We start from the raw sequence: 19,108 nt of genomic DNA, 5'->3' as shown, positions 1-19,108 counted from the left end.
CAGTTCCCCGCGCCCCTCCGGGGCGCTCCCGAAGCGCACCTGACTTCCCCGAGCCCGCTTGGTGCCCCTTCCGACAGGCTTTGCCCGTCGCGCCGCCCCCTCATTCGCCGTAGGCGGCCAGTGCCCTGCGCGCCGCGTCCCTTGCGCTGTCGGCCAGCTCCGCCGGCGCGGTGATCCGGCCGTCCCTGCCCAGCCGCAGCCCCAGACGGCGCAAGGAGGCCGGGTCGGGCGTGCGCAGCGTGATCCGCAGCCCGCCGTCGGGCAGCTCCTCGGCACTGTCGTACGGGTAGTACTCGGCGACCCAGCGCCCGCCGGGACCGACCTCGATGACGACCTCTGGATCCTCTTCCGAGGGCTGCACCAGCCCGGCGCTCAGGTCCCGGGGCTCGATGGGCGGCGGGTCGGAGCGCTCGTCCAGCAGCTTGATCTCGGCGACCCGGTCCAGACGGAAGGTGCGCCGCGCCTCCGAGAGGCGGCACCACGCCTCGACGTAGGTGTGGCCGACGGCGAACAGCCGGATCGGGTCGACCTCGCGCTCGGTCAGCTCGTCCCTGGCCGGGGAGTAGTAGCGCAGCCACAGCCTGCGGCGCTCGGCGATGGCCCGGTCGACGTCGGCGAAGACGCCGCCCTCGGACTCGAAGGTGACCGAGAGCCGGGAGCTGGCCCCCGCGCTCTCCCCCGCCGCCGTCTCCAGCTTGGCGGTGGCCCGCTGAAGTGCGTCCCGGTCGCTGCCGCGCAGCCCGGGGAGCGTGGCCACGGCCCGCGCCGCCACCAGCAGCGCGGTGGCCTCGTCGGCGGCCAGCCGCAGCGGCTGGGCCGTGTCGCTGCCGAGCGCCTCGGCGTTCCGCCACCAGATGCGCTCACCGTCGGTGTCGATCTCCAGCAGGTCGCCGCCCCGGAAGCTGGTGCCGCACATGGGCAGCACGTTCAGATCGGAGATCAGCTCGTCCTCGGAGATCCCGAAGGCACGGGCGACCTCCTCGACGCGGGCACCGGGACGGTCCCTCAGATAGGTGACCAGCGAGAGCATCCTGCGGGTCTGATCGATGGCGTTGACAGCCATGTGGCGCTCCTCCCCCTCAGCCCTTGGCCACGGCGCGCAGCCGGTCGACCACATCGGCCCGCAGCTCGGCGGGCTCCAGCACGACCACGTCCGGGCCGAACTCCGCCAGCCAGGCGTCCAGCCCGTGCCCGTACGGGATCTCCAACTCGTCCCAGCCCTCGGCCAGTTCCCGCGACGTCAGGGCCCGGGCGCGCAGCGGGTAGCCGGAGCCGGAGCGCAGCCGGATGCGGGCGCTGGCGGTGGCGCTCTCCCCCGCCCAGCGCTCGACCGTCTCGCGCACGGTGACCTGGTCGGGCACGGACGCGGTGAAGGCCGCGGCGCGGGAGCGCACAGGACCGGTGATCCGGGAGAGCCGGAAGACCCGCTCGGCCTGCCGCTCCCGGTCGTAGCCGGCCAGATACCAGTGGCCGCGCCAGCACTCCAGCGTCCAGGGCTCGACCTGGCGCCGCTCGGGGCGGGCCGCGTTGGACTTGCGGTAGTCGAAGACGACGGGGCGCCGGTCGCGGCAGGCGAGCATCAAAGGCTCGAACGCGGCCTCCCGGGCGGGGATGTGCGGCTCCAGCGTGCTCTGCGGGCGCTCACCGGCCTGCTCGGGGACGGCCCCCGGCATACCGCCGGCCGCGTGCAGCTTTTGAAGGGCTCCGCTGGCGGCTGCGGCGAGGCGGGCCTGCTGCCACACGCGCGCCGCGAGGCCGAGCGCCGTGGCCTCGGCGGCGTCCAGCGTGATGGGCGGGAGGGTGTTGCTGTCGCGACGGGCCACATAGCCCGTCTCGCCGTCGAGGTTGTCGACGGTTTCGATCACCAGGCCCAGCTCGCGCAGATCATCCTTGTCCCGCTCGAACATGCGGTTGAAGGAATCCTCGCTCGCCGCGTGGCTCTCGCCCGCTCCGAACGTCTCGACGTACGCCTCGATGGACTCCCGCAGCTCACGCTTGGTGAGCGGGCGCCGGGCCCCCAGCAGGCACAGCGCCAGATTCATCAGCCGCTCGGCCTTGGCAATCGCCATGGGTTCCCTGTGCCCTCTCTCATGCTGTTCTCGGCCCTCGACCGTACCGCCGCCGCGGCTGAGGACAAAAGCAGGGAGCCCCGCCGTGGGCGGGGCTCCCGATGGGTGCGGGGGCGGCCGGAACGGGAGGCGTTCCGGCCCACCCCGACGGCTCGGACCGTCCGGTGGATCGAGCAGAGCGGACGGGCTCCGGCCCGGGTACGGACCGACCGGCTCAGACCGAGATGAGGTCGCAGACGAAGATCAGCGTCTCGTTCGGCTTGATCCGCCCGCCGCCGGCACCGCGCTCGCCGTAGGCGAGGTGCGCCGGGACGGTCAGCCGACGACGGCCGCCGACCTTCATGCCCTGCACGCCCTTGTCCCAGCCCTCGATGACCTGACCGGCCCCGAGCTGGAACTGGAGCGGCTTGCCCCGGTTCCAGCTGGCGTCGAATTCCTCACCGGTGGAGAAGGAGACACCCACGTAGTGCACGGAGACGTTGTCCCCGGCCTTCGCCTCGGGGCCGTCGCCCACCCACAGGTCCTGGATCTCAAGGTCGGCCGGCGCCTCACCCTCGGGGAAGTCGACCTCGGGCTTGTCGATGCTCACGAAATTGCTCCTACGAAAGAATCTGGGGGACAACCGCGCCAGTCTGCCACGGAAGCGGTCAGCTGACGGAAAGGACGTCCACCGAGAAGACCACACCCGACTTGAACTGCTTTCGCTGCTGCTTGGGGAAGGTCTCCTTCGGCACCGAGAAGACCACGCGGCTGCCCGCCTTCGCGCCCTTGAGCCCGTCCTTCCAGCCCGGGATCTGCGAGACGGGAATCTCCTGCGGCCCGCCCTGCGCCCAGGTGTTGTCGAGCTGCTTGCCGTCCTTCCACATCTTGGCCGTGAAGTTGGTCAGGACGGTGCTCTTGTCGCCGACCTTCTTGCCGTCGCCCTGGACCACGGTCTCGCTGACCAGCTTGTCCGGGCCCTCGTCCTTGCCCTTGGGCATCTCGATGGACGGCGCCTTGTCCTTGGTCACCTTGGTGCTGACCTTCGGAAGGTCGGGGTTCTGCGGCTTGTCGACGGGCTTGCCGTCGATCTGGCTCGGCATGATCTTCTTCAGGTCGACGACGAAGACCAGGGTGGAGTTGGCCGGAATCGTCGGCGGCTGGCCCTGCTTGCCGTAGGCCTTGTTCGGCGGGGCGACGATCTCGACGCGGCTGCCGAGCTTCTTGCCGACCAGCGCCTCGTCCCAGCCCTTGATGACCTTGCCGCTGCCGATCTGGAAGGTGGCGGGCTGCTTACGCTTCCAACTGCTGTCGAACTCCTTGCCGTTCCACAGCTGGCCCAGGTAATGCGCGTTGAGCGCGTCGCCCTTCTTGACCTTCTGCCCGTTGCCCTCCTTGAGGACCTTCACATCGAGCTTCTTGGGCGGATCGCCCTTGCCCTTCTCGATCTTGGGCTTCTGTCCCAGCGACCCGGAGACGCCGGGGAGGCCGCCCTTGGAATCGGATGCACCGTCCTCGCTTCCGCAGGCCGCCGCCGAGACGATCAGCAGGGGCACAGCCAGTACGGCGGCTGTGCGGCGCACGGTCCTCGCGGAGAAAGTGCTGGTAGCGCGGGGGGTACGGGGGGTCGAACCCCCGGAGAGATGCAGCATGTGTCCCACTCGTGGGTATAGGGGTGGTCCGGGCAGTCCTGACAGCCTACGACTACGCCCTGGCACCCCCGCCACCTGCGACACGGAATCCACCGTGGTAACGGTCAACCCACGCTGACGCACAGCGAAGCGGGCGGCCCACCGGTGCCCCGGGCCGCCCGCACTCGCCGCCACATCACATACCGGCGATCAGCTTCTCCACCCGCTCGTCGACCGAGCGGAAGGGGTCCTTGCACAGCACCGTGCGCTGGGCCTGATCGTTGAGCTTGAGATGCACCCAGTCGACCGTGAAGTCCCTGCGCTGCTCCTGGGCCCTGCGGATGAAGTCACCCCGCAGCCGGGCGCGGGTCGTCTGCGGGGGCACGGACTTGCCCTCGAAAATCTTGAGATCGTTGCAGATCCGGGCCGCCTTGCCGTTGCGCTCCAGCAGGTAGTAGAGCCCCCTGCGCCGGTGGATGTCGTGATACGCGAGATCTATCTGCGCGATCCGCGGGTGGGACATCGTGATGTTGTTCTTGTTCCGGTACTTCTCGATGAGCTGATACTTCATCACCCAGTCGATCTCGGTGTTGATCTTGTCCAGCTCCTGGGCGCGGATGGCGTCCAGCGCCCTGCCCCACAGCTCCAGCACCTGCTCGACCCGGCCGGTACGGATACCGCGCCGGTCGCAGAAGTCCAGCGCCTTGTCGAAGTACTCCTGCTGCACCTCCAGCGCGGAGGCCTCCCGGCCGCTGGCCAGCCGCACCTTGCGCTGACCGGTGATGTCGTGGCTGACCTCACGGATGGCCCGGATGGGATTCTCCAGCGTCAGGTCCCGCATCACGGTGCCTGCCTCGATCATGCGCAGCACCAGATCGGTGGCGCCGACCTTCAGCAGCATGGTCGTCTCGGACATGTTCGAATCGCCCACGATGACGTGAAGCCTGCGGTAGCGCTCGGCGTCCGCGTGCGGCTCGTCGCGAGTGTTGATGATCGGCCGGGAGCGGGTCGTCGCGGAGCTGACGCCCTCCCAGATGTGCTCGGCACGCTGGCTCACGCAGTAGACGGCACCGCGCGGCGTCTGGAGCACCTTGCCCGCGCCGCAGACCAGCTGACGGGTGACGAGGAACGGGATGAGTACATCCGCCAGGCGTGAGAACTCCCCGTGGCGGGCGACGAGATAATTCTCGTGACAGCCGTAGGAGTTGCCCGCCGAGTCGGTGTTGTTCTTGAAGAGATAGACGTCGCCCGCGATGCCCTCCTCATGCAGGCGGCGTTCGGCATCGACGAGAAGGCCCTCCAGAATGCGCTCGCCCGACTTGTCGTGGGTGACCAGCTCGGTCACGCTGTCGCACTCAGGAGTCGCGTACTCCGGGTGCGAGCCCACGTCCAGGTACAGGCGCGCGCCGTTCCGCAGAAACACGTTGCTGCTGCGGCCCCATGACACAACTCGGCGGAAGAGGTACCGCGCCACCTCGTCGGGGGACAGCCGCCGCTGCCCCCGGAACGTACATGTGACGCCGTACTCGTTCTCCAGCCCGAAGATTCGGCGGTCCATGACTGAACATTACGCCTGATGGCCTGATCTGAAACCGGGTTCGACTGCACGGTTGCGATCAGTTTCGGCACCGGCCAACGGGGTTGACGCACCTTCGGGACCTGCGGCGGGAGCCGGCGCCGCCACGCGCGCGGCCTCCCCGGGCCCGGCGTGCGGGCCGTCCGGCTCGGCGGTGCGGGGCGGCGACAGGAGGCGGGCGGTGAGGAGCATGACGACGACCGCGGCCACCCCGCCCGCGCCCGCGAGCCCGAAGCCCGCACCCGTGCCGCCCCACTCGATGACCGAGCCCACCCCGGCCGTTCCGGCGGCGGCGCCGACACCGAAAGTGGTGACCAGCCAGGAGAACGCCTCCGTCACAGTGCCCGACGGCGCGTGCCGGTCGACCACGACGAACGCACAGGCGAGCGCGGGCGCGAGGAACAACCCGGACAGCCCGCCCAGCACCACCATCACCGGCACCCCCGGCACCAGAGCCAGCGGCAGGTTCCCCACCGCGAACAGCCCCACCAACGCCCTCAGCCGCCCCTCGTACGCCCCCGGCCACCCCCGCGCCCCGTAGACCACCCCGCCGATCAGCGCGCCCGCACCCTGCGCGGCCAGGAGATAGGTGGCGATCAGCTTGTCCCCGTGGTCCTGCGCATAGGAGACGGCCGCCAGCGCGAAGGTGCCCAGGGTCAGCCCGACGAAGAAGAACGCCGCGAGCAGCACCTTCAGCCCGCCCGAGCGCAGAGCGCCCAGCCAGTGGGCCTTACGGGGCGAGGAGCGCCAGGCCCGGGAGGGCGGCGAGACGACCACGGACAGCGCGCCCAGCACACCGAGCGCGTTGACCACCAGCAGCGCCGCCGTCTCGTCCCACCGGGCCACCAAAAGCGTCACCAGCAAGGGCCCGGCCGCGAACATCACTTCCTGGGCCACGGCATCCAGCGCGTACGCCGCGTGCACGCGCTCCTCCCGCTTGAGCACGCTGGGCCACAGCGCCCGCAGCCCGCCCTCCAGCGGCGGGGTGAACAGCCCGAAGGCCAGCACACAGGCGTAGGCGAGGGGCAGCGAACCGATGCCGGCGAGCGCGAGAGTGGCCGCCCCCAGCGCGGAGGCCACGGAGGCGGGCAGCATCACCCGGGGCTGCCCGAACAGGTCCACGAGCCGGCCCAGCATCGGCTGGCCCACCGCCGTGGCGAGCCCGTAGACCGCCGACAGCACACCCGCCAGGGCCATACCGCCGCCTTCCGCGCGGATGAACAGCGCGATGGCGATCGGCCCCGTCGCGTTCGGCAGCCGGCCGACCAGCGTGCCGGCGAGCAGCCGCATCGCGTGCCGGGCACGCAGCAGTTCGGCATAACCCGTCGCCATCCACCCACATCCCTCCGCCGGAGGCCCGGCCCCCGGAGGTTGTACGTATAACGGCCGCTGTCATACGTACCATGCGGAACGAGTCGCGGTGAAGGAGTTTTCCGTGCGGGATCAGAACGCGGACACAAACACAGACACGGGCGCAGACACGGGTGCGGGCACGGACACGGACACGGACACGGGTGCGGGTACGGACACGGGTGCGGACACGGGTGCGGGTACGGACACGGGTGCGGGCACGGGCGCCACAGGCAAGCCGGAGCGCGCCCGACCGACAGGACACGACGTCGCCAGCGCCGCAGGCGTCTCCCAGGCCACGGTCTCCCTGGTACTGGGCGGAAAATGGCAGGGCCGGGTCTCGGCCCGAACAGCGGAAACCGTCCGCACGGCCGCCCGCGAACTGGGCTACCGCCCCAATCTCGCCGCCCGCAACCTGCGCCTCGGCCGCACCCGCACAGCCCTGCTCGTCATCCCCGCACTCGCCGGCGACTTCTTCGCCGCCGTATACCAAGGCGCCGTCGAGGTCGCCTCCGCACACGACTTCGGCCTGCTGCTCTACCCCTCCCCCGAAGGCATATCCGCGGCCCCCGACCCCTTCACCTCCGCCCGCTCAGCCCTCGACGGCGTGATCGCCTCCTCAATGGCACCAGGGGCCCTGAAGGTGCTGCGCGGGGACGGACTCCCACTGGTGGTGCTCGACAGCGACGACTCCGCCTCGGACGCGACCGTCAACTACGACATCGAAGACGGCATGCGACAGGTGACGGCCCATCTACTGGCACTCGGACACCGGCACATCGCCCACATCGCGGCGGCCGTCGACTCCTGGACCTTCGCCGTACGAGCCCGCGCCCTGCACCAGACGCTCACCGAAGGCGGGGGAACACTCGTACGCACCGAACCGGCCGCACTGAGCGTCTCAGCCGGACTCCAGGCCGCAACCCACGTCCTCACCGGCGACCACACACGAGCCGGCCCGCCACCCACAGCACTGGTGTGCGACGACGACCTGCTGGCCGCCGGCGCACTCAAAGCCGCACGGCGACTCGGCCTGCGCGTACCACACGACATCTCGGTCACCGGCTTCGACGATCTGCCCCTGGCAACCGCCGTGGAGCCCGAACTGACAACCGTCCGACTACCCGCCACCGACGCGGGCGCCGCCGCCATGAACGCCCTGCTCACCACACTGAGCGGCCGACGCGGGACGACAACACGCCTTCCCGTACACCTGAAGCCACGTACCTCAACAGGCCCCTGCCCCTCCCCCTCCCCCTCCCCCTCCCGCCCCTGAGACGAAAACCGCGCAGGGTACGGAAAAGGGAGGGGCAGAGGCCCAGAAACAATGGGCAGGGACCCAGAAACTCAGCCCTCGCTCTCACCCTCCGAGCCGGACTCCTCCGAGGACTCAGCCTCAGCATCCGAGGCCGGGGCCGACCCAGAAGTCTCACCCAGCAGGTCGGCGACCTGAGAGCCGGAAACGCGCCTGAACTTCCTCTTCTGCGGGCGGCCACGATCCAGCACAGCCACCTCCAACTGCTCCGCAGTCAGCGACCGCTCACTGCCGTTGCTGTCCCGGCTCAGCGCCTCGACACCCAACTTCAGCGCCTCCGTGAGGGACATACCCTCCCGATGCCGCTGATCCATGTAAGTGCCGATCTGATCGGAATTACCACCGACCGCCACCGACCCATGCTCATCGACGATCGAACCATCGTGCGGCAAACGATAAATCTGGTCGTCCTCAGCGGCAGGACCCACCTCGGCGACAATCAACTCGACCTCGTAAGGCTTCTCCGCGTTCGCGGAGAAGATGGTCCCCAACGTCTGCGCATAGACATTGGCAAGACCGCGCGCGGTGACATCCTCGCGGTCATAGGTATAGCCCCGCAGATCGGCGTAACGCACACCGCCGATACGGAGGTTCTCGAACTCGTTGTACTTGCCGACCGCAGCGAAAGCGATCCGGTCATAGATCTCACTGACCTTGTGCAGCGCGCGAGAGGGATTCTCGGCGACGAACACGATGCCGTCCGCGTACTGCAACACGACCACGCTGCGCCCGCGCGCGATGCCCTTGCGGGCGTACTCGGCGCGGTCGGCCATTGCCTGCTGGGGTGACACATAGAACGGCGTCGACACCGGCTATCCGTCCCTTCCTGTCCGTGTGGGTGCCTAGGAGACCGGGGCCTGCGGCCCGTTGGGCAATTCCAGACGACCCTCGTGCACCGCCTGAGCCAGCTGCGCGACCTCCTCCTCGGACAGCCTGCGATAGCCGTCCTCGGTGATCACCGCGATAACCGGGTAGATGCGGCGGGTCATGTCCGGGCCGCCGGTGGCCGAGTCGTCGTCCGCCGCGTCATAGAGCGCCTGGAGAACAACCGTGGCCGCCTGGCGCTCCGTCAGATCCTCGCGGTAGAGCTTCTTGAGCGAACCGCGCGCGAAGACGGAACCCGAGCCGACGCCGGCGAAACCGACCTCCTCCGAGCGGCCACCGGTGACGTCGTACGAGAAGATGCGCCCCTTCTGACGGTCCACGTCGTACCCCGCAAAGACCGGGACGACCGCGAGCCCCTGAAGGGCCATTCCGAGGTTGCTGCGGATCATCGTCGAGAGGCGGTTGGCCTTGCCCTCCAGAGAGAGCGTGGAGCCCTCGACCTTCTCGAAGTGCTCCAGCTCCAGCTGGAACAGCTTCACCATCTCCACCGCCAGGCCCGCGGTACCCGCGATCCCCACGGCGGAGTGCTCATCGGCGGGGAAAACCTTCTCGATGTCGCGCTGCGCGATGACGTTGCCCATCGTCGCCCGCCGGTCCCCGGCCAGCACCACGCCTCCGGGGAAGGCCACGGCGACGATCGTCGTCCCGTGCGGCGCCTGGATGGCACCCTGCACGGGGGGCAACGGCCGGTTGCCCGGCAGCTGCTCCGGAGCGTGGTCGGACAGGAAATCCATGAAGGACGACGACCCTGGCGTCAGGAAGGCAGCAGGTAGACGCCCGGTGCTACGAGTTTCGGCTTCCACACGTTTCCTTCCACGTAGCCGGCCGCACGCCTGATGACATCCGGCCGATCCTTGAACTGCCCCAGCGCGGCGTTGCAGCTGAAGCACAGTACGCCTCGGACCCTACCCGTCTCGTGATCGTGGTCCACATGCTCGGGGCCCGGCTTGAGGCAGATCGGGCAGATCCCGAACTGCTCGTCGAACAGGGCTTGTCGATCGGCTTCGGTCATGCCGTACTGCCGCTTGAGGTGCCTGGCGCGGCCTTGTTTCGCCCGGCAGGATTTACATCGCGGCGAAAGGCCGTCAGACGCCGTCGAATTCCGATGCCATTGGGAGTGTGGCTGGACCTCGTCGCAGACGCGGCACAACTTGTGCCCGACGGGGACGGCTACTTTCTCCCGTACTTTCTTCCCGAGGGCGGCCCGGCGGCGCCGGTAGTGCGCGGCCGAATATTCCGCCACGCATTCCCGGCACCTCGGTTGGAGCCCGTCTCTGCGATTCCTATCCGCCGCGAAAGAGACAAGCGGCAGATCCCTCTCACACCTCGAGCAATGCTTCACATTGCGTGTGCCGGACATGACTGCTATTGTCCGCCTTTTTGCACGAAGCTCCGCACGAAATCCTCGGCGTTTTCCTCGAGTACGTCATCGATTTCGTCCAGCACAGAGTCCACGTCATCGGAGAGCGCTTCCTGGCGCTCCTTGAGATCTTCGGAGACCTGCGCGTCCTGGGTCTCCTCCTCGGTCTCCTCGGTCTGGCGCGTCGACTTCTGCTGTCCGCCGCCGGTGTCCTTGGTCGCCATATCCCTCACCCCGCTCGGTTCGGTGGTGTGCGCGGAACGTACAGGTCAGACCCTACAAGCAGGGACTGACATCGGCTTCTCTGTTCCTTCAACGTCCGGCAACCCACCTCGATGATTCCCGGACCCGGGACCGAATAGGCGCGACTCAGCCGCCCGAAAGTACCTTCACCAGCTCTTCCGCCGTCCGGCAGCGGTCGAGCAGCTCCTTGACGTGGTTACGGGTACCCCGAAGCGGCTCCAGGGTCGGCACTCGTTGCAGAGAGTCACGACCCGGGAGGTCGAAGATGACCGAGTCCCAGGACGCGGCTGCCACGTCGTCCGCGTACTGCTCCAGGCAGCGCCCGCGGAAGTAGGCGCGGGTGTCCTCGGGCGGCTTGGTGGTGGCCTCCTTGACCTCTTCCTCCGAGATCATCCGCTGCATCTTGCCGCGGGAGGCGAGCCGGTTGTAGAGGCCCTTGTCCGGGCGTACGTCGGCGTACTGGAGGTCCACCAGGTGCAGCCTGGGGGCGTCCCAGTCGAGGCTGTCCCGGCGGCGGTAGCCCTCCATCAGCTCCCGCTTGGCGACCCAGTCCAGCTCCCCGCTCAGGCTCATCGGATCGCGCTCAAGCCGGTTGAGCACGTCCTCCCAGCGGGCCAGCACGTCCCTGGTCTGCTCGTCGGCGTCCGCTCCCCAGCGCTCCTCGACGTACTTGCGGGCCAGCTCGAAGTACTCCATCTGGAGCTGTACGGCCGTGAGAGTGCGTCCGCTGCGGAGAGTGATCAGCCGTTGCAGTGTCGGGTCGTGCGAGACCTGGTGCAGGGTGCGGACGGGCTGATCGACGGCGAGATCGACGGCGATGAAGCCGTCCTCGATCATCGAGAGGACCAGCGCGGTCGTGCCGAGCTTGAGGTAGGTGGAGACCTCGGACAGGTTGGCGTCGCCGATGATCACGTGCAGGCGCCGGTATTTCTCGGCGTCCGCGTGGGGCTCGTCCCTCGTATTGATGATGGGGCGCTTGAGGGTCGTCTCCAGGCCGACCTCGACCTCGAAGTAGTCGGCGCGCTGGCTCAGCTGGAAGCCGTGCTCGCTGCCGTCCTGGCCCAGCCCGACGCGGCCGGCGCCGCACACGACCTGGCGGGAGACGAAGAACGGCGTCAGGTGGCGCACGATGTCCGAGAACGACGTCTCCCGGTTCATCAGGTAGTTCTCGTGCGTCCCGTAGGAGGCGCCCTTGTTGTCGGTGTTGTTTTTGTAGAGGTGGATGGGCTGTGTGCCCGGCACCTCGGCGGCGCGCTCGGCGGCCTCCGCCATGATGCGTTCGCCCGCCTTGTCCCACAGCACCGCGTCCCGGGGGTTGGTGACCTCGGGGGCGCTGTATTCGGGATGCGCGTGGTCGACGTAGAGCCGTGCCCCGTTGGTGAGGATGACGTTCGCCAGGCCGATGTCCTCATCGGTGAGCTGGCTGGTGTCGGCGGACTCGCGTGCCAGGTCGAAGCCGCGGGCGTCCCGCAGCGGGTTCTCCTCCTCGAAATCCCAGCGGGCGCGGCGCGCCCGGTGCATCGCCGCCGCATAGGCGTTGACCACCTGGGATGAGGTGAGCATGGCATTGGCGTTGGGGTGGCCGGGCACGGAGATGCCGTACTCGGTCTCGATGCCCATTACTCGCCGTACGGTCATGCGGCCCTCCTTGCCTGACGGCGGTCCGCCTTTGGACCACCGTTCAAGTCCCGCTGCGCATCCGGCCCGTATGCGGTCCCCTCGTCCGCACTGCGCGTCGCGACAGTACGGAAGAGCCTATGCCGCACAGGCTGAAGTGGGGAGATCACTCTGCGGACTTCCTTGGCGCTCCGGGGAAACAATCCGGCTGCGGGTGCCCTTGTGGGGACCCGCAGCCGGACTGGATCCTCGCTACAGGTACTGACCGGTGTTGGCGACCGTGTCGATGGAACGGCCGGTGTCCGCGCCCTGCTTGCCGGTGACGAGCGTGCGGATGTAGACGATCCGCTCGCCCTTCTTGCCGGAGATGCGGGCCCAGTCATCCGGGTTGGTGGTGTTGGGGAGGTCCTCGTTCTCCTTGAACTCGTCGACGCAGGCGGCGAGCAGGTGGGAGACGCGCAGGCCCTTCTGGTTCTGGTCGAGGAACGCCTTGATGGCCATCTTCTTGGCGCGGCCGACGATGTTCTCGATCATGGCGCCGGAGTTGAAGTCCTTGAAGTAGAGGACTTCCTTGTCGCCGTTGGCGTAGGTGACCTCCAGGAAACGGTTCTCCTCGGACTCCGCGTACATCTGCTCCACGACCGACTGGATCATGGCGTCGCAGGCGGCTTCCAGGCTGCCGCCGTGTTCGGCGACGTCGTCGGAGTGCAGTGGGAGGTTGGAGGTGAGGTACTTCGAGAAGATGTCCTTGGCGGCCTCTGCGTCCGGGCGCTCGATCTTGATCTTCACGTCGAGGCGGCCGGGTCGCAGGATGGCGGGGTCGATCATGTCTTCGCGGTTGGAGGCGCCGATGACGATGACGTTCTCCAGGCCCTCCACGCCGTCGATCTCGGAGAGCAGCTGCGGGACGATGGTGTTCTCCACGTCGGAGCTGACTCCGGAGCCGCGGGTGCGGAAGAGGGAGTCCATCTCGTCGAAGAAGACGATGACGGGGGTGCCCTCGCTCGCCTTCTCCCGGGCCCGCTGGAAGACCAGGCGGATGTGCCGCTCGGTCTCGCCGACGTACTTGTTGAGCAGCTCGGGGCCCTTGATGTTGAGGAAGTAGCTCTTCCCCTGCGGCAGCCCGGTCACCTCGGCGACCTTCTTGGCCAGTGAGTTGGCCACGGCTTTCGCGATCAGGGTTTTGCCGCATCCGGGCGGGCCGTAGAGCAGGACACCCTTGGGCGGGCGCAGTTCGTGTTCGCGGAAGAGGTCGGGGTAGAGGTACGGGAGCTCCACCGCGTCCCTGATCAGTTCGATCTGTCCGCCGAGGCCGCCGATCTTGGTGTAGTCGATGTCCGGGACCTCTTCGAGGACCAGCTCTTCGACCTCGCTCTTGGGCACGACCTCGTAGACGTATCCGGATCGGCCTTCCAGGAGGAGGGCGTCTCCGGCGCGGAGGGTCGCGTTGAGCAGTGGCTCGGCGAGCCGTACGACGCGTTCCTCGTCGGTGTGGCCGACGACCAGGGCGCGCTCTCCGTCCTCCAGGACTTCCTTGAGGGTGACGATGTCACCCGCGCTCTCGAACTCCATGGCCTCGACCACGTTGAGCGCCTCGTTGAGCATCAGCTCCTGGCCGCGCTTCAGCTCTTCGGGGTCCACGTTGGGGCTGACGTTCACCCGGAGCTTGCGGCCCCCGGTGAAGATGTCGGCTGTGCCGTCTTCGTTGGCCTGTAGAAAGACGCCGAAGCCGGCCGGCGGCTGCGCGAGCCTGTCGACCTCTTCCTTGAGGGCCACGATCTGGTCGCGTGCCTCGCGGAGAGTGTTGGAGAGCCGCTCGTTCTGGGCGGACACGCCGGCCAGGTTGGTCTGCAGCTCGACGATCCGCTCCTCGAGAATACGAGTGTGTCGCGGAGAGTCGGCGAGCTTGCGGCGCAGGACGGCGATTTCCTGCTCAAGATAGGCGATCTGGCCGGACGGGTCCTCGGAACCCCGACCGGGCCGGATGCCGCGGTTGATGTCGTCGTCGTGGGCTGCCACGGTCCTCACCTCCTCCAGGGGGAGCTGGACGCTTCGACCCTACCTGGGCCGGTGCGGGTTGAAACCCCTAGATCACAAAGACGGTCGGGGTGTGTCCGATCTTCACCCTTGCGCACTCCCTCACGACTGGGGAATACCCACCCATCACCATCTGAAAGCGACCGGTTGTATCGTCAAGACGTTCAACACCCTTCAAGGGCGGCCCTATTTCGTCACGAGTTGCAGGAGCGGCGGGCAGCACGATGAGTACAGCGGATGAGGCCCATGAGGTGTGGATCGACCAGGACCTGTGCACGGGGGACGGGATCTGCGCGCAGTACGCCCCGGAGGTCTTCGAGCTGGACATCGACGGGCTGGCGTATGTGAAGGGCGGGGACGACGAGCTGCTTCAGGACCCCGGCGCCACCACCGCCGTCCCCCTCCCGCTGCTGCGCGATGTCGCGGACTCGGCCAAGGAGTGCCCCGGGGACTGCATCCATGTGCGGCGAATTTCGGACAAGGTCGAGGTCTACGGCCCCGAGGCGGGGTGAGACTCCCGCGCCGGGGCGCCGTCCGAGTGCCGCTCAGGCGCTGATGCCGCCGCCGGCCACGGGGGCCGGGATGAGCGTGAACTTCCCGTTCTTCCACTCCCACTTGACCCGGCGCTGCTTGTCGGGGCAGCAGCGCGGCACGTCGGGTGAGGAGTATCCGAGGAGCTTCGCGGAGACGGTGGTGCCGTGGACCTTGAGGTCCTGGACCGTCATCCGTTCCTTCTGGGCCACGAGCGTGGCGGCCACCTCGGGGGTGCGGCTGCCGGCGGCGTGGGTGAGGACGAAGACCGCACTGGGCGGGGTGCCCCCTTCGGCCCGGCAGCGCACGACGGCGACGGTCTCGGCGGAGCCGTCCTTGTCGAAGTCCGCGGTTCCCTTGTCGAGTACGTCCACCTTGGTCCCGGCGGGGCCGCAGCGGAGGGGGTAGTGCGCCTTGGCGGGGTCGGGGGCCTTGCGGGACGCCGCCTGGGGGGCCGGGTTCGCCGTGGCGTCGGAGGGCAGGAGCGCCGAGGCGCCGAGCACGGCGGCCAGCGCTGCGGCGGTGGCGAGCCAGTGGACCGTACGGGTACGGGTGTGTGGCAGTTCCGTCACGCGGGGTGACTCCTGGGGGAGGCGGGTGCGAGGAGGTGCTCAGCATCGTGCCATACGTCACACCGGTGCGGAACGTCCGGGTCCTGTTCGCGTTCTCTCGTAATCGGCGCAGCGCACCCTCGTAATCGGCGCAGCGCGCCCTCGTGGTCGGCGGGGAGTCCCGCAAAGTTCGCTCTGGCGGACGAAAGGGCCTCCTGCCATCATGCAAACGCGCGAAAAAGCGCATCAACGCCATTGGTATCACTACTACTTGAGGAGTGACGCGGTGACTGCTGCCGACGCGATTCTGGCGCTCAAGGACGAGGACTACCGCCTCGGCCTCGCTCGGCCCCTGGGCCGCCACCCCGCCGGTGACCCCGCGGGCGAGGTGTACGTCTCCGCCCAGACCCTGAACCACACGTGCGAGCCCAGCAGCTGTCTCAACGAGGGCTACTGCAGCTTCTAACTGACCGCGCGGGCGCGCCCTGTGGCCCCGGCCCCGGGGCGCGCCCGCGTACGACCGCACCGGTGAACAGGAGAGAGCGCACCATGGTGGACTCGTCCGGCCTGCGGCGAGCCGCCGCGCGCGCCACCCCGCTGAGCCGCCGCGGCACCGCCCCTGCGGTCGACCACGCTCGCGTGGCGCGGGCCGGGCGTGTGCTGGCGCGGTGGCGTGCTCAGGCGCCCTTCGAGAAGGACGGTTGGTTCGAGCGGCGGCTCGCCCGGGAGGGTCTGACGGAGGAGCAGCTGCGCGACCTGCTGGCGGAGCCCGCGGGCGCCCTGGCCGACCGTGTGAGCCCACCGGAGCCGTGGGTGCTGCGGCTCGCGGAGGCATTCGAGGAGGCGGGCGGGGAGCAGCTGTCCGGCCTCCTCCCGTACATCGGCGAGGAGCATGCCTTCGCCGTTCTCGTCGCCCCGTTGCTGGCCTCCGCGCGTGACCGCCTCCGCGAGGGTGTGGCCGCCCTGGGGCCCACCCCGCTCGGCAGCCCGGAGGAGATCACGGAGCTGCTGCTGCCGCCGCTGATCGCCGGGGCGCACGCCATGGCCACCCGTACGGTGATCGTCGAGCTGCATGTCGCCCGCCTCGGCGGGGAGCTGGCGGGCGATACTTCGCAGCAGCGGTACCGCGCCTTCCTGCGCCGTCTCGCCGATCCGCACGAGGCGCTCCGTCTGCTGTGCGAGTACCCGGTCCTGGCCCGGCGGCTCACGGTGGCGGCCGAGCAGTGGACGCGTACCGGGCTGACCCTGGTGGGGCGGCTGGCCGCAGACCTTCCCGCCCTCGCCCATACGTTCGCCCCGGGAACCTCCTCCGCGTCGGCCCGCTCCTCGTCCGGGGGCGTGTCCTCGTCCGGGGGCGTGCCGGGGCGGCTGGCCGGGATCAGCACCGGTCTCGGCGATCCGCACCGCGGGGGCGCGACGGTGGCCCGGGTCTGCTTCGAGGACGGGACCCGCGTCATCTACAAGCCACGCTCCATCGAGGTGGACCTGCACTTCCAGGACCTGCTGCGCCGGCTCAACCCACGGCTGACCCGGCCGCTGCGGGAGACCGTCCACCTGCCCGGGGACGGCTACGGGTGGACGGAGGACATCACCCCCCGGCACTGCGCGGACCGTGCGGAACTGCGCGCCTACTACCACCGGGCCGGGGCGCTGGCGGCTGTGGCGTATCTGCTTGATGCCGTCGACTGTCATGCACAGAACGTGATCGCCTCCGGCGACCAGCCGGTGCTGATAGATCTGGAAGCCCTTTTCCACCCCGAGTTGCGCGAGCCCGACAAGGTCCTCTCGCACTCCGAACGTCTCGCCCGCCGCGCCGCGCGGCAATCGGTGCTCCGCTCGGGGCTGCTGCCGAAGCGGACGTGGGTGGAGGAGGACAACAACGGCATCGATCTGTCCGCGCTCGGCTGGGACCCCGGCAGGGTGCCGCCCCGCCCCGTCCCGCAACTCGTCGACGCCGGCACCGATCAGATGCGCCTCGAATACCGCCGGGCCGGGCTGCTCACCGCCGACAGCCGCCCGCTGCCTCCGGGGCAGCCGCTGGATCTGGCCGAGTTCGCCGACGACCTCGACGCCGGGTTCACGGAGGCCTACCGGGCGCTGGCCGCCGACAAGCCGCGGGTGGCCGGGCTGGTACGGGCCTTCTCCGCCGATGAGACGCGGCTGCTGCGCCGCGACACGCTGGAGTACCGCAGTCTGCTGCGTTCCGGCAGCCACCCCGACCTGCTGCGCGACGCGCTCGACCAGGACCGGCACCTGGACCGGCTGTGGGCCCTGGCCGCGTGGGAGGACGGCTGTACGCCCTTCATCGAGCACGAGCGCCAGGACCTGTGGAACAACGACGTGCCGGTCTTCACCATCCGCCCGGACAGCGTCGAGGCCCGCTCCTCGGCCGGGACCGTCATCCCGGACGCCGCCGAGCGGCCCGCTCTCGACGCCGTGCTCGACAAGCTCGGCCGGCTGGGCCCGGAAGACCTCGCCCGGCAGCGGTACCTGCTGCGGCTGTCGGTCAGCTCGGGCAGCGGCTCAGGCTCCAGCGACCGCTCCAGCGATCGCTCCGGCTCGGGCAGCGGCTCCAGTGAGCCGCGCCGTCGGGCTGCCCCGTCCGTCCGGGCCCGGGCCGCCGCCCCGGCGGACGTCCGCGAGCGTGCCCTGGCCAAGGCGGCCGACGCCGCCGACTGGCTGTTGCGCGAGGCCCACCGTGGTCCGGGCGACCTGGCCTGGCTCGGTCCCAGCCTGACCCCGCCCGACCTGTGGACCCCCGCCGCGCTGGGGCCGGACCCCTACAGCGGCACCGCCGGGATCGTCCTCTTCCTCGACGAGCTCGCCGGGCTCACCGGCGACTCCGGGCACCGGGCGGCGGCCGACGCCGCAGCGGCCACACTGCGCTTCCAGGTCCGGCGGCTCGCCGGGCGGCTGGACGGCGGATTCACCGGAACAGGCGGTCTCCTGTACGTCCTGGCGCGGCTCACCCGGCGACGCCCCGACCCCGAACTGGACGGGCTCGCCGCAGGCCTGATCGCCCGTTCCGTCAGCCTGGCGGACGAGGACGAGCAGTACGACGTCATCGGCGGTTGCGCCGGGACGATCGGCGGGCTCGCCGCCTGGAACACGCTGCGGCCGAAGCGGGCGGCCGTCGACGCGGTCGCGCGCTGTGCCGACCGCCTCGTCCGGCAGGCGCGGCGGTGGCCCGGTGGCGGCGTCGGATGGCTTCCGCGCGCGATGCGGGGCAGGGCCGAGCGGCCACTGGCGGGTTTCGCTCACGGGGTGTCAGGCATCGCCTGGGCGCTGGGGAAGGCCGCTGTGCTCCTCGGCGACGACCGGCCGGCCCGGTGCGCCCTCGACGCGCTCGCCTACGAGCGCACCCTGTACGACGCGTCGGCCGCCAACTGGCGGGACGTGCGCGGTGAGAGCTCGCCGGATGAGGGCTCTCACGGTGACGGCCCGGGCGGTGACGGCCCGTCCGAGGGGCCGTCTTTCCCGACGCTGTGGTGCCACGGCGCCGGGGGTGCGGCGCTCACCCGGATCGAGCTGGACGGCGCCTTTGGCGACGCCCGCTCCCGGGAGGAGCTGGCCGCGGCGCTGACGACGGTCGTGCGAGAAGGCTTCGGGTACAACTTCTCGCTGTGCCACGGCGATCTCGGCAACCTCGATGTGCTGATGCTGGCGGGCGGCGCCGCCGGCGAGGCGGCCGGGGAACAGGCCGCCCGCACCCTCGACGGTCTCGATGAGCGCGGCTGGGTGTGCGGACTGCCGGGACCGCCACTCCCGTCGCTGATGACGGGAGTGGCAGGCATCGGCTACGGCCTGCTCCGGCTGGCGGCCCCGGAGAGCGTTCCCTCGGTGCTGGCCATGCGCCCGCATGCGAGGGCGTGAGGGGGGCGTCCGCTCTCACCTCGGCGCGGGGATCTTCGGCCGCGTCGGGCCTCGGTCGCGCGGGCTGTCGGCCGCCTGACGCACCCGGGCG

17 protein-coding genes are annotated in these 19,108 nt (G+C 69.7%); 4 read left to right on the top strand and 13 right to left on the bottom strand.

The features are described from left to right. Window positions 1-100 precede the first annotated feature (100 nt). The 6 genes from OHB04_RS36035 to OHB04_RS36010 all read right to left on the bottom strand — a co-directional run bounded on the left by OHB04_RS36035 (window position 101) and on the right by OHB04_RS36010 (window position 6,587). A complete protein-coding gene (locus OHB04_RS36035; protein ID WP_326691838.1) occupies window positions 101-1,063 on the bottom strand; it encodes a helix-turn-helix transcriptional regulator in 963 nt (320 codons plus the stop codon). Between the two features lie 16 nt (window positions 1,064-1,079). Next, a complete protein-coding gene (locus OHB04_RS36030) occupies window positions 1,080-2,069 on the bottom strand; it encodes a helix-turn-helix transcriptional regulator (protein ID WP_326691837.1) in 990 nt (329 codons plus the stop codon). 214 nt (window positions 2,070-2,283) lie between these two features. Continuing rightward, on the bottom strand, window positions 2,284-2,658 hold the full coding sequence (locus OHB04_RS36025) for an FKBP-type peptidyl-prolyl cis-trans isomerase (protein ID WP_326691836.1): 375 nt from the start codon (window positions 2,656-2,658) through the stop codon (window positions 2,284-2,286). 58 nt (window positions 2,659-2,716) lie between these two features. Then, window positions 2,717-3,631, bottom strand: coding sequence for an FKBP-type peptidyl-prolyl cis-trans isomerase (locus tag OHB04_RS36020; RefSeq protein ID WP_326691834.1), 915 nt, complete (start codon window positions 3,629-3,631; stop codon window positions 2,717-2,719). 244 nt (window positions 3,632-3,875) lie between these two features. Next, window positions 3,876-5,237: a Pup--protein ligase gene (gene pafA / locus OHB04_RS36015; RefSeq protein WP_326691833.1), complete on the bottom strand. Its 1,362-nt coding sequence runs from the start codon at window positions 5,235-5,237 to the stop codon at window positions 3,876-3,878. A 9-nt stretch (window positions 5,238-5,246) separates the two neighbouring features. Continuing rightward, complete coding sequence (locus OHB04_RS36010; protein WP_326691832.1) at window positions 5,247-6,587, bottom strand: MFS transporter; 1,341 nt, start codon at window positions 6,585-6,587, stop codon at window positions 5,247-5,249. A 103-nt stretch (window positions 6,588-6,690) separates the two neighbouring features. Here OHB04_RS36010 and OHB04_RS36005 point away from each other — a divergent pair, with 103 nt between their 5' ends. Next, complete coding sequence (locus OHB04_RS36005; RefSeq protein ID WP_326809102.1) at window positions 6,691-7,881, top strand: LacI family DNA-binding transcriptional regulator; 1,191 nt, start codon at window positions 6,691-6,693, stop codon at window positions 7,879-7,881. A 71-nt stretch (window positions 7,882-7,952) separates the two neighbouring features. Here the strand turns inward: OHB04_RS36005 and prcA are convergent, their stop codons facing one another. The 6 genes from prcA to arc form a co-directional block, all read right to left on the bottom strand. Next, window positions 7,953-8,729, bottom strand: a complete 777-nt coding sequence (gene prcA / locus OHB04_RS36000) for a proteasome subunit alpha (protein WP_326691830.1) — start codon at window positions 8,727-8,729, stop codon at window positions 7,953-7,955. Between the two features lie 33 nt (window positions 8,730-8,762). Then, complete coding sequence (gene prcB, locus OHB04_RS35995) at window positions 8,763-9,608, bottom strand: proteasome subunit beta (RefSeq protein WP_326691829.1); 846 nt, start codon at window positions 9,606-9,608, stop codon at window positions 8,763-8,765. Continuing rightward, window positions 9,560-9,817, bottom strand: a complete 258-nt coding sequence (locus OHB04_RS42010; protein ID WP_405802930.1) for an endonuclease VII domain-containing protein — start codon at window positions 9,815-9,817, stop codon at window positions 9,560-9,562. The genes prcB and OHB04_RS42010 overlap by 49 nt, the downstream gene beginning before the upstream one ends. 353 nt (window positions 9,818-10,170) lie before the next feature. After that, on the bottom strand, window positions 10,171-10,389 hold the full coding sequence (locus OHB04_RS35985) for a ubiquitin-like protein Pup (RefSeq protein ID WP_326691827.1): 219 nt from the start codon (window positions 10,387-10,389) through the stop codon (window positions 10,171-10,173). Between the two features lie 145 nt (window positions 10,390-10,534). Beyond that, window positions 10,535-12,046: a depupylase/deamidase Dop gene (dop, locus tag OHB04_RS35980; protein WP_326691826.1), complete on the bottom strand. Its 1,512-nt coding sequence runs from the start codon at window positions 12,044-12,046 to the stop codon at window positions 10,535-10,537. 231 nt (window positions 12,047-12,277) lie between these two features. Then, window positions 12,278-14,044: a proteasome ATPase gene (gene arc / locus OHB04_RS35975; protein ID WP_326691825.1), complete on the bottom strand. Its 1,767-nt coding sequence runs from the start codon at window positions 14,042-14,044 to the stop codon at window positions 12,278-12,280. 242 nt (window positions 14,045-14,286) lie between these two features. Between arc and OHB04_RS35970 the strand changes: the two genes are divergently transcribed. Further along, entirely contained in the window at window positions 14,287-14,574 is a 288-nt protein-coding gene (locus tag OHB04_RS35970) for a ferredoxin (protein ID WP_326809100.1), read from the top strand. A gap of 33 nt (window positions 14,575-14,607) precedes the next feature. Here OHB04_RS35970 and OHB04_RS35965 read toward each other — a convergent pair whose 3' ends face one another. Next, complete coding sequence (locus OHB04_RS35965; protein ID WP_326691823.1) at window positions 14,608-15,165, bottom strand: hypothetical protein; 558 nt, start codon at window positions 15,163-15,165, stop codon at window positions 14,608-14,610. 265 nt (window positions 15,166-15,430) lie between these two features. Between OHB04_RS35965 and OHB04_RS35960 the strand changes: the two genes are divergently transcribed. Continuing rightward, complete coding sequence (locus OHB04_RS35960; RefSeq protein WP_326691822.1) at window positions 15,431-15,610, top strand: hypothetical protein; 180 nt, start codon at window positions 15,431-15,433, stop codon at window positions 15,608-15,610. Window positions 15,611-15,693: 83 nt separating this feature from the next. Continuing rightward, window positions 15,694-19,017 carry a type 2 lanthipeptide synthetase LanM family protein gene (locus tag OHB04_RS35955; RefSeq protein ID WP_326809099.1) on the top strand — a complete coding sequence of 1,108 codons (3,324 nt, stop codon included), beginning with the start codon at window positions 15,694-15,696 and terminating at the stop codon, window positions 19,015-19,017. Window positions 19,018-19,108 lie beyond the last annotated feature (91 nt).

The sequence above is a fragment of the Streptomyces sp. NBC_01775 genome (assembly GCF_035917675.1).
In the GTDB taxonomy this organism is placed as follows: domain Bacteria; phylum Actinomycetota; class Actinomycetes; order Streptomycetales; family Streptomycetaceae; genus Streptomyces.
Note: the sequence above shows the minus strand (reverse complement) of the source record. Positions and strands in the feature narration are given on the sequence as shown.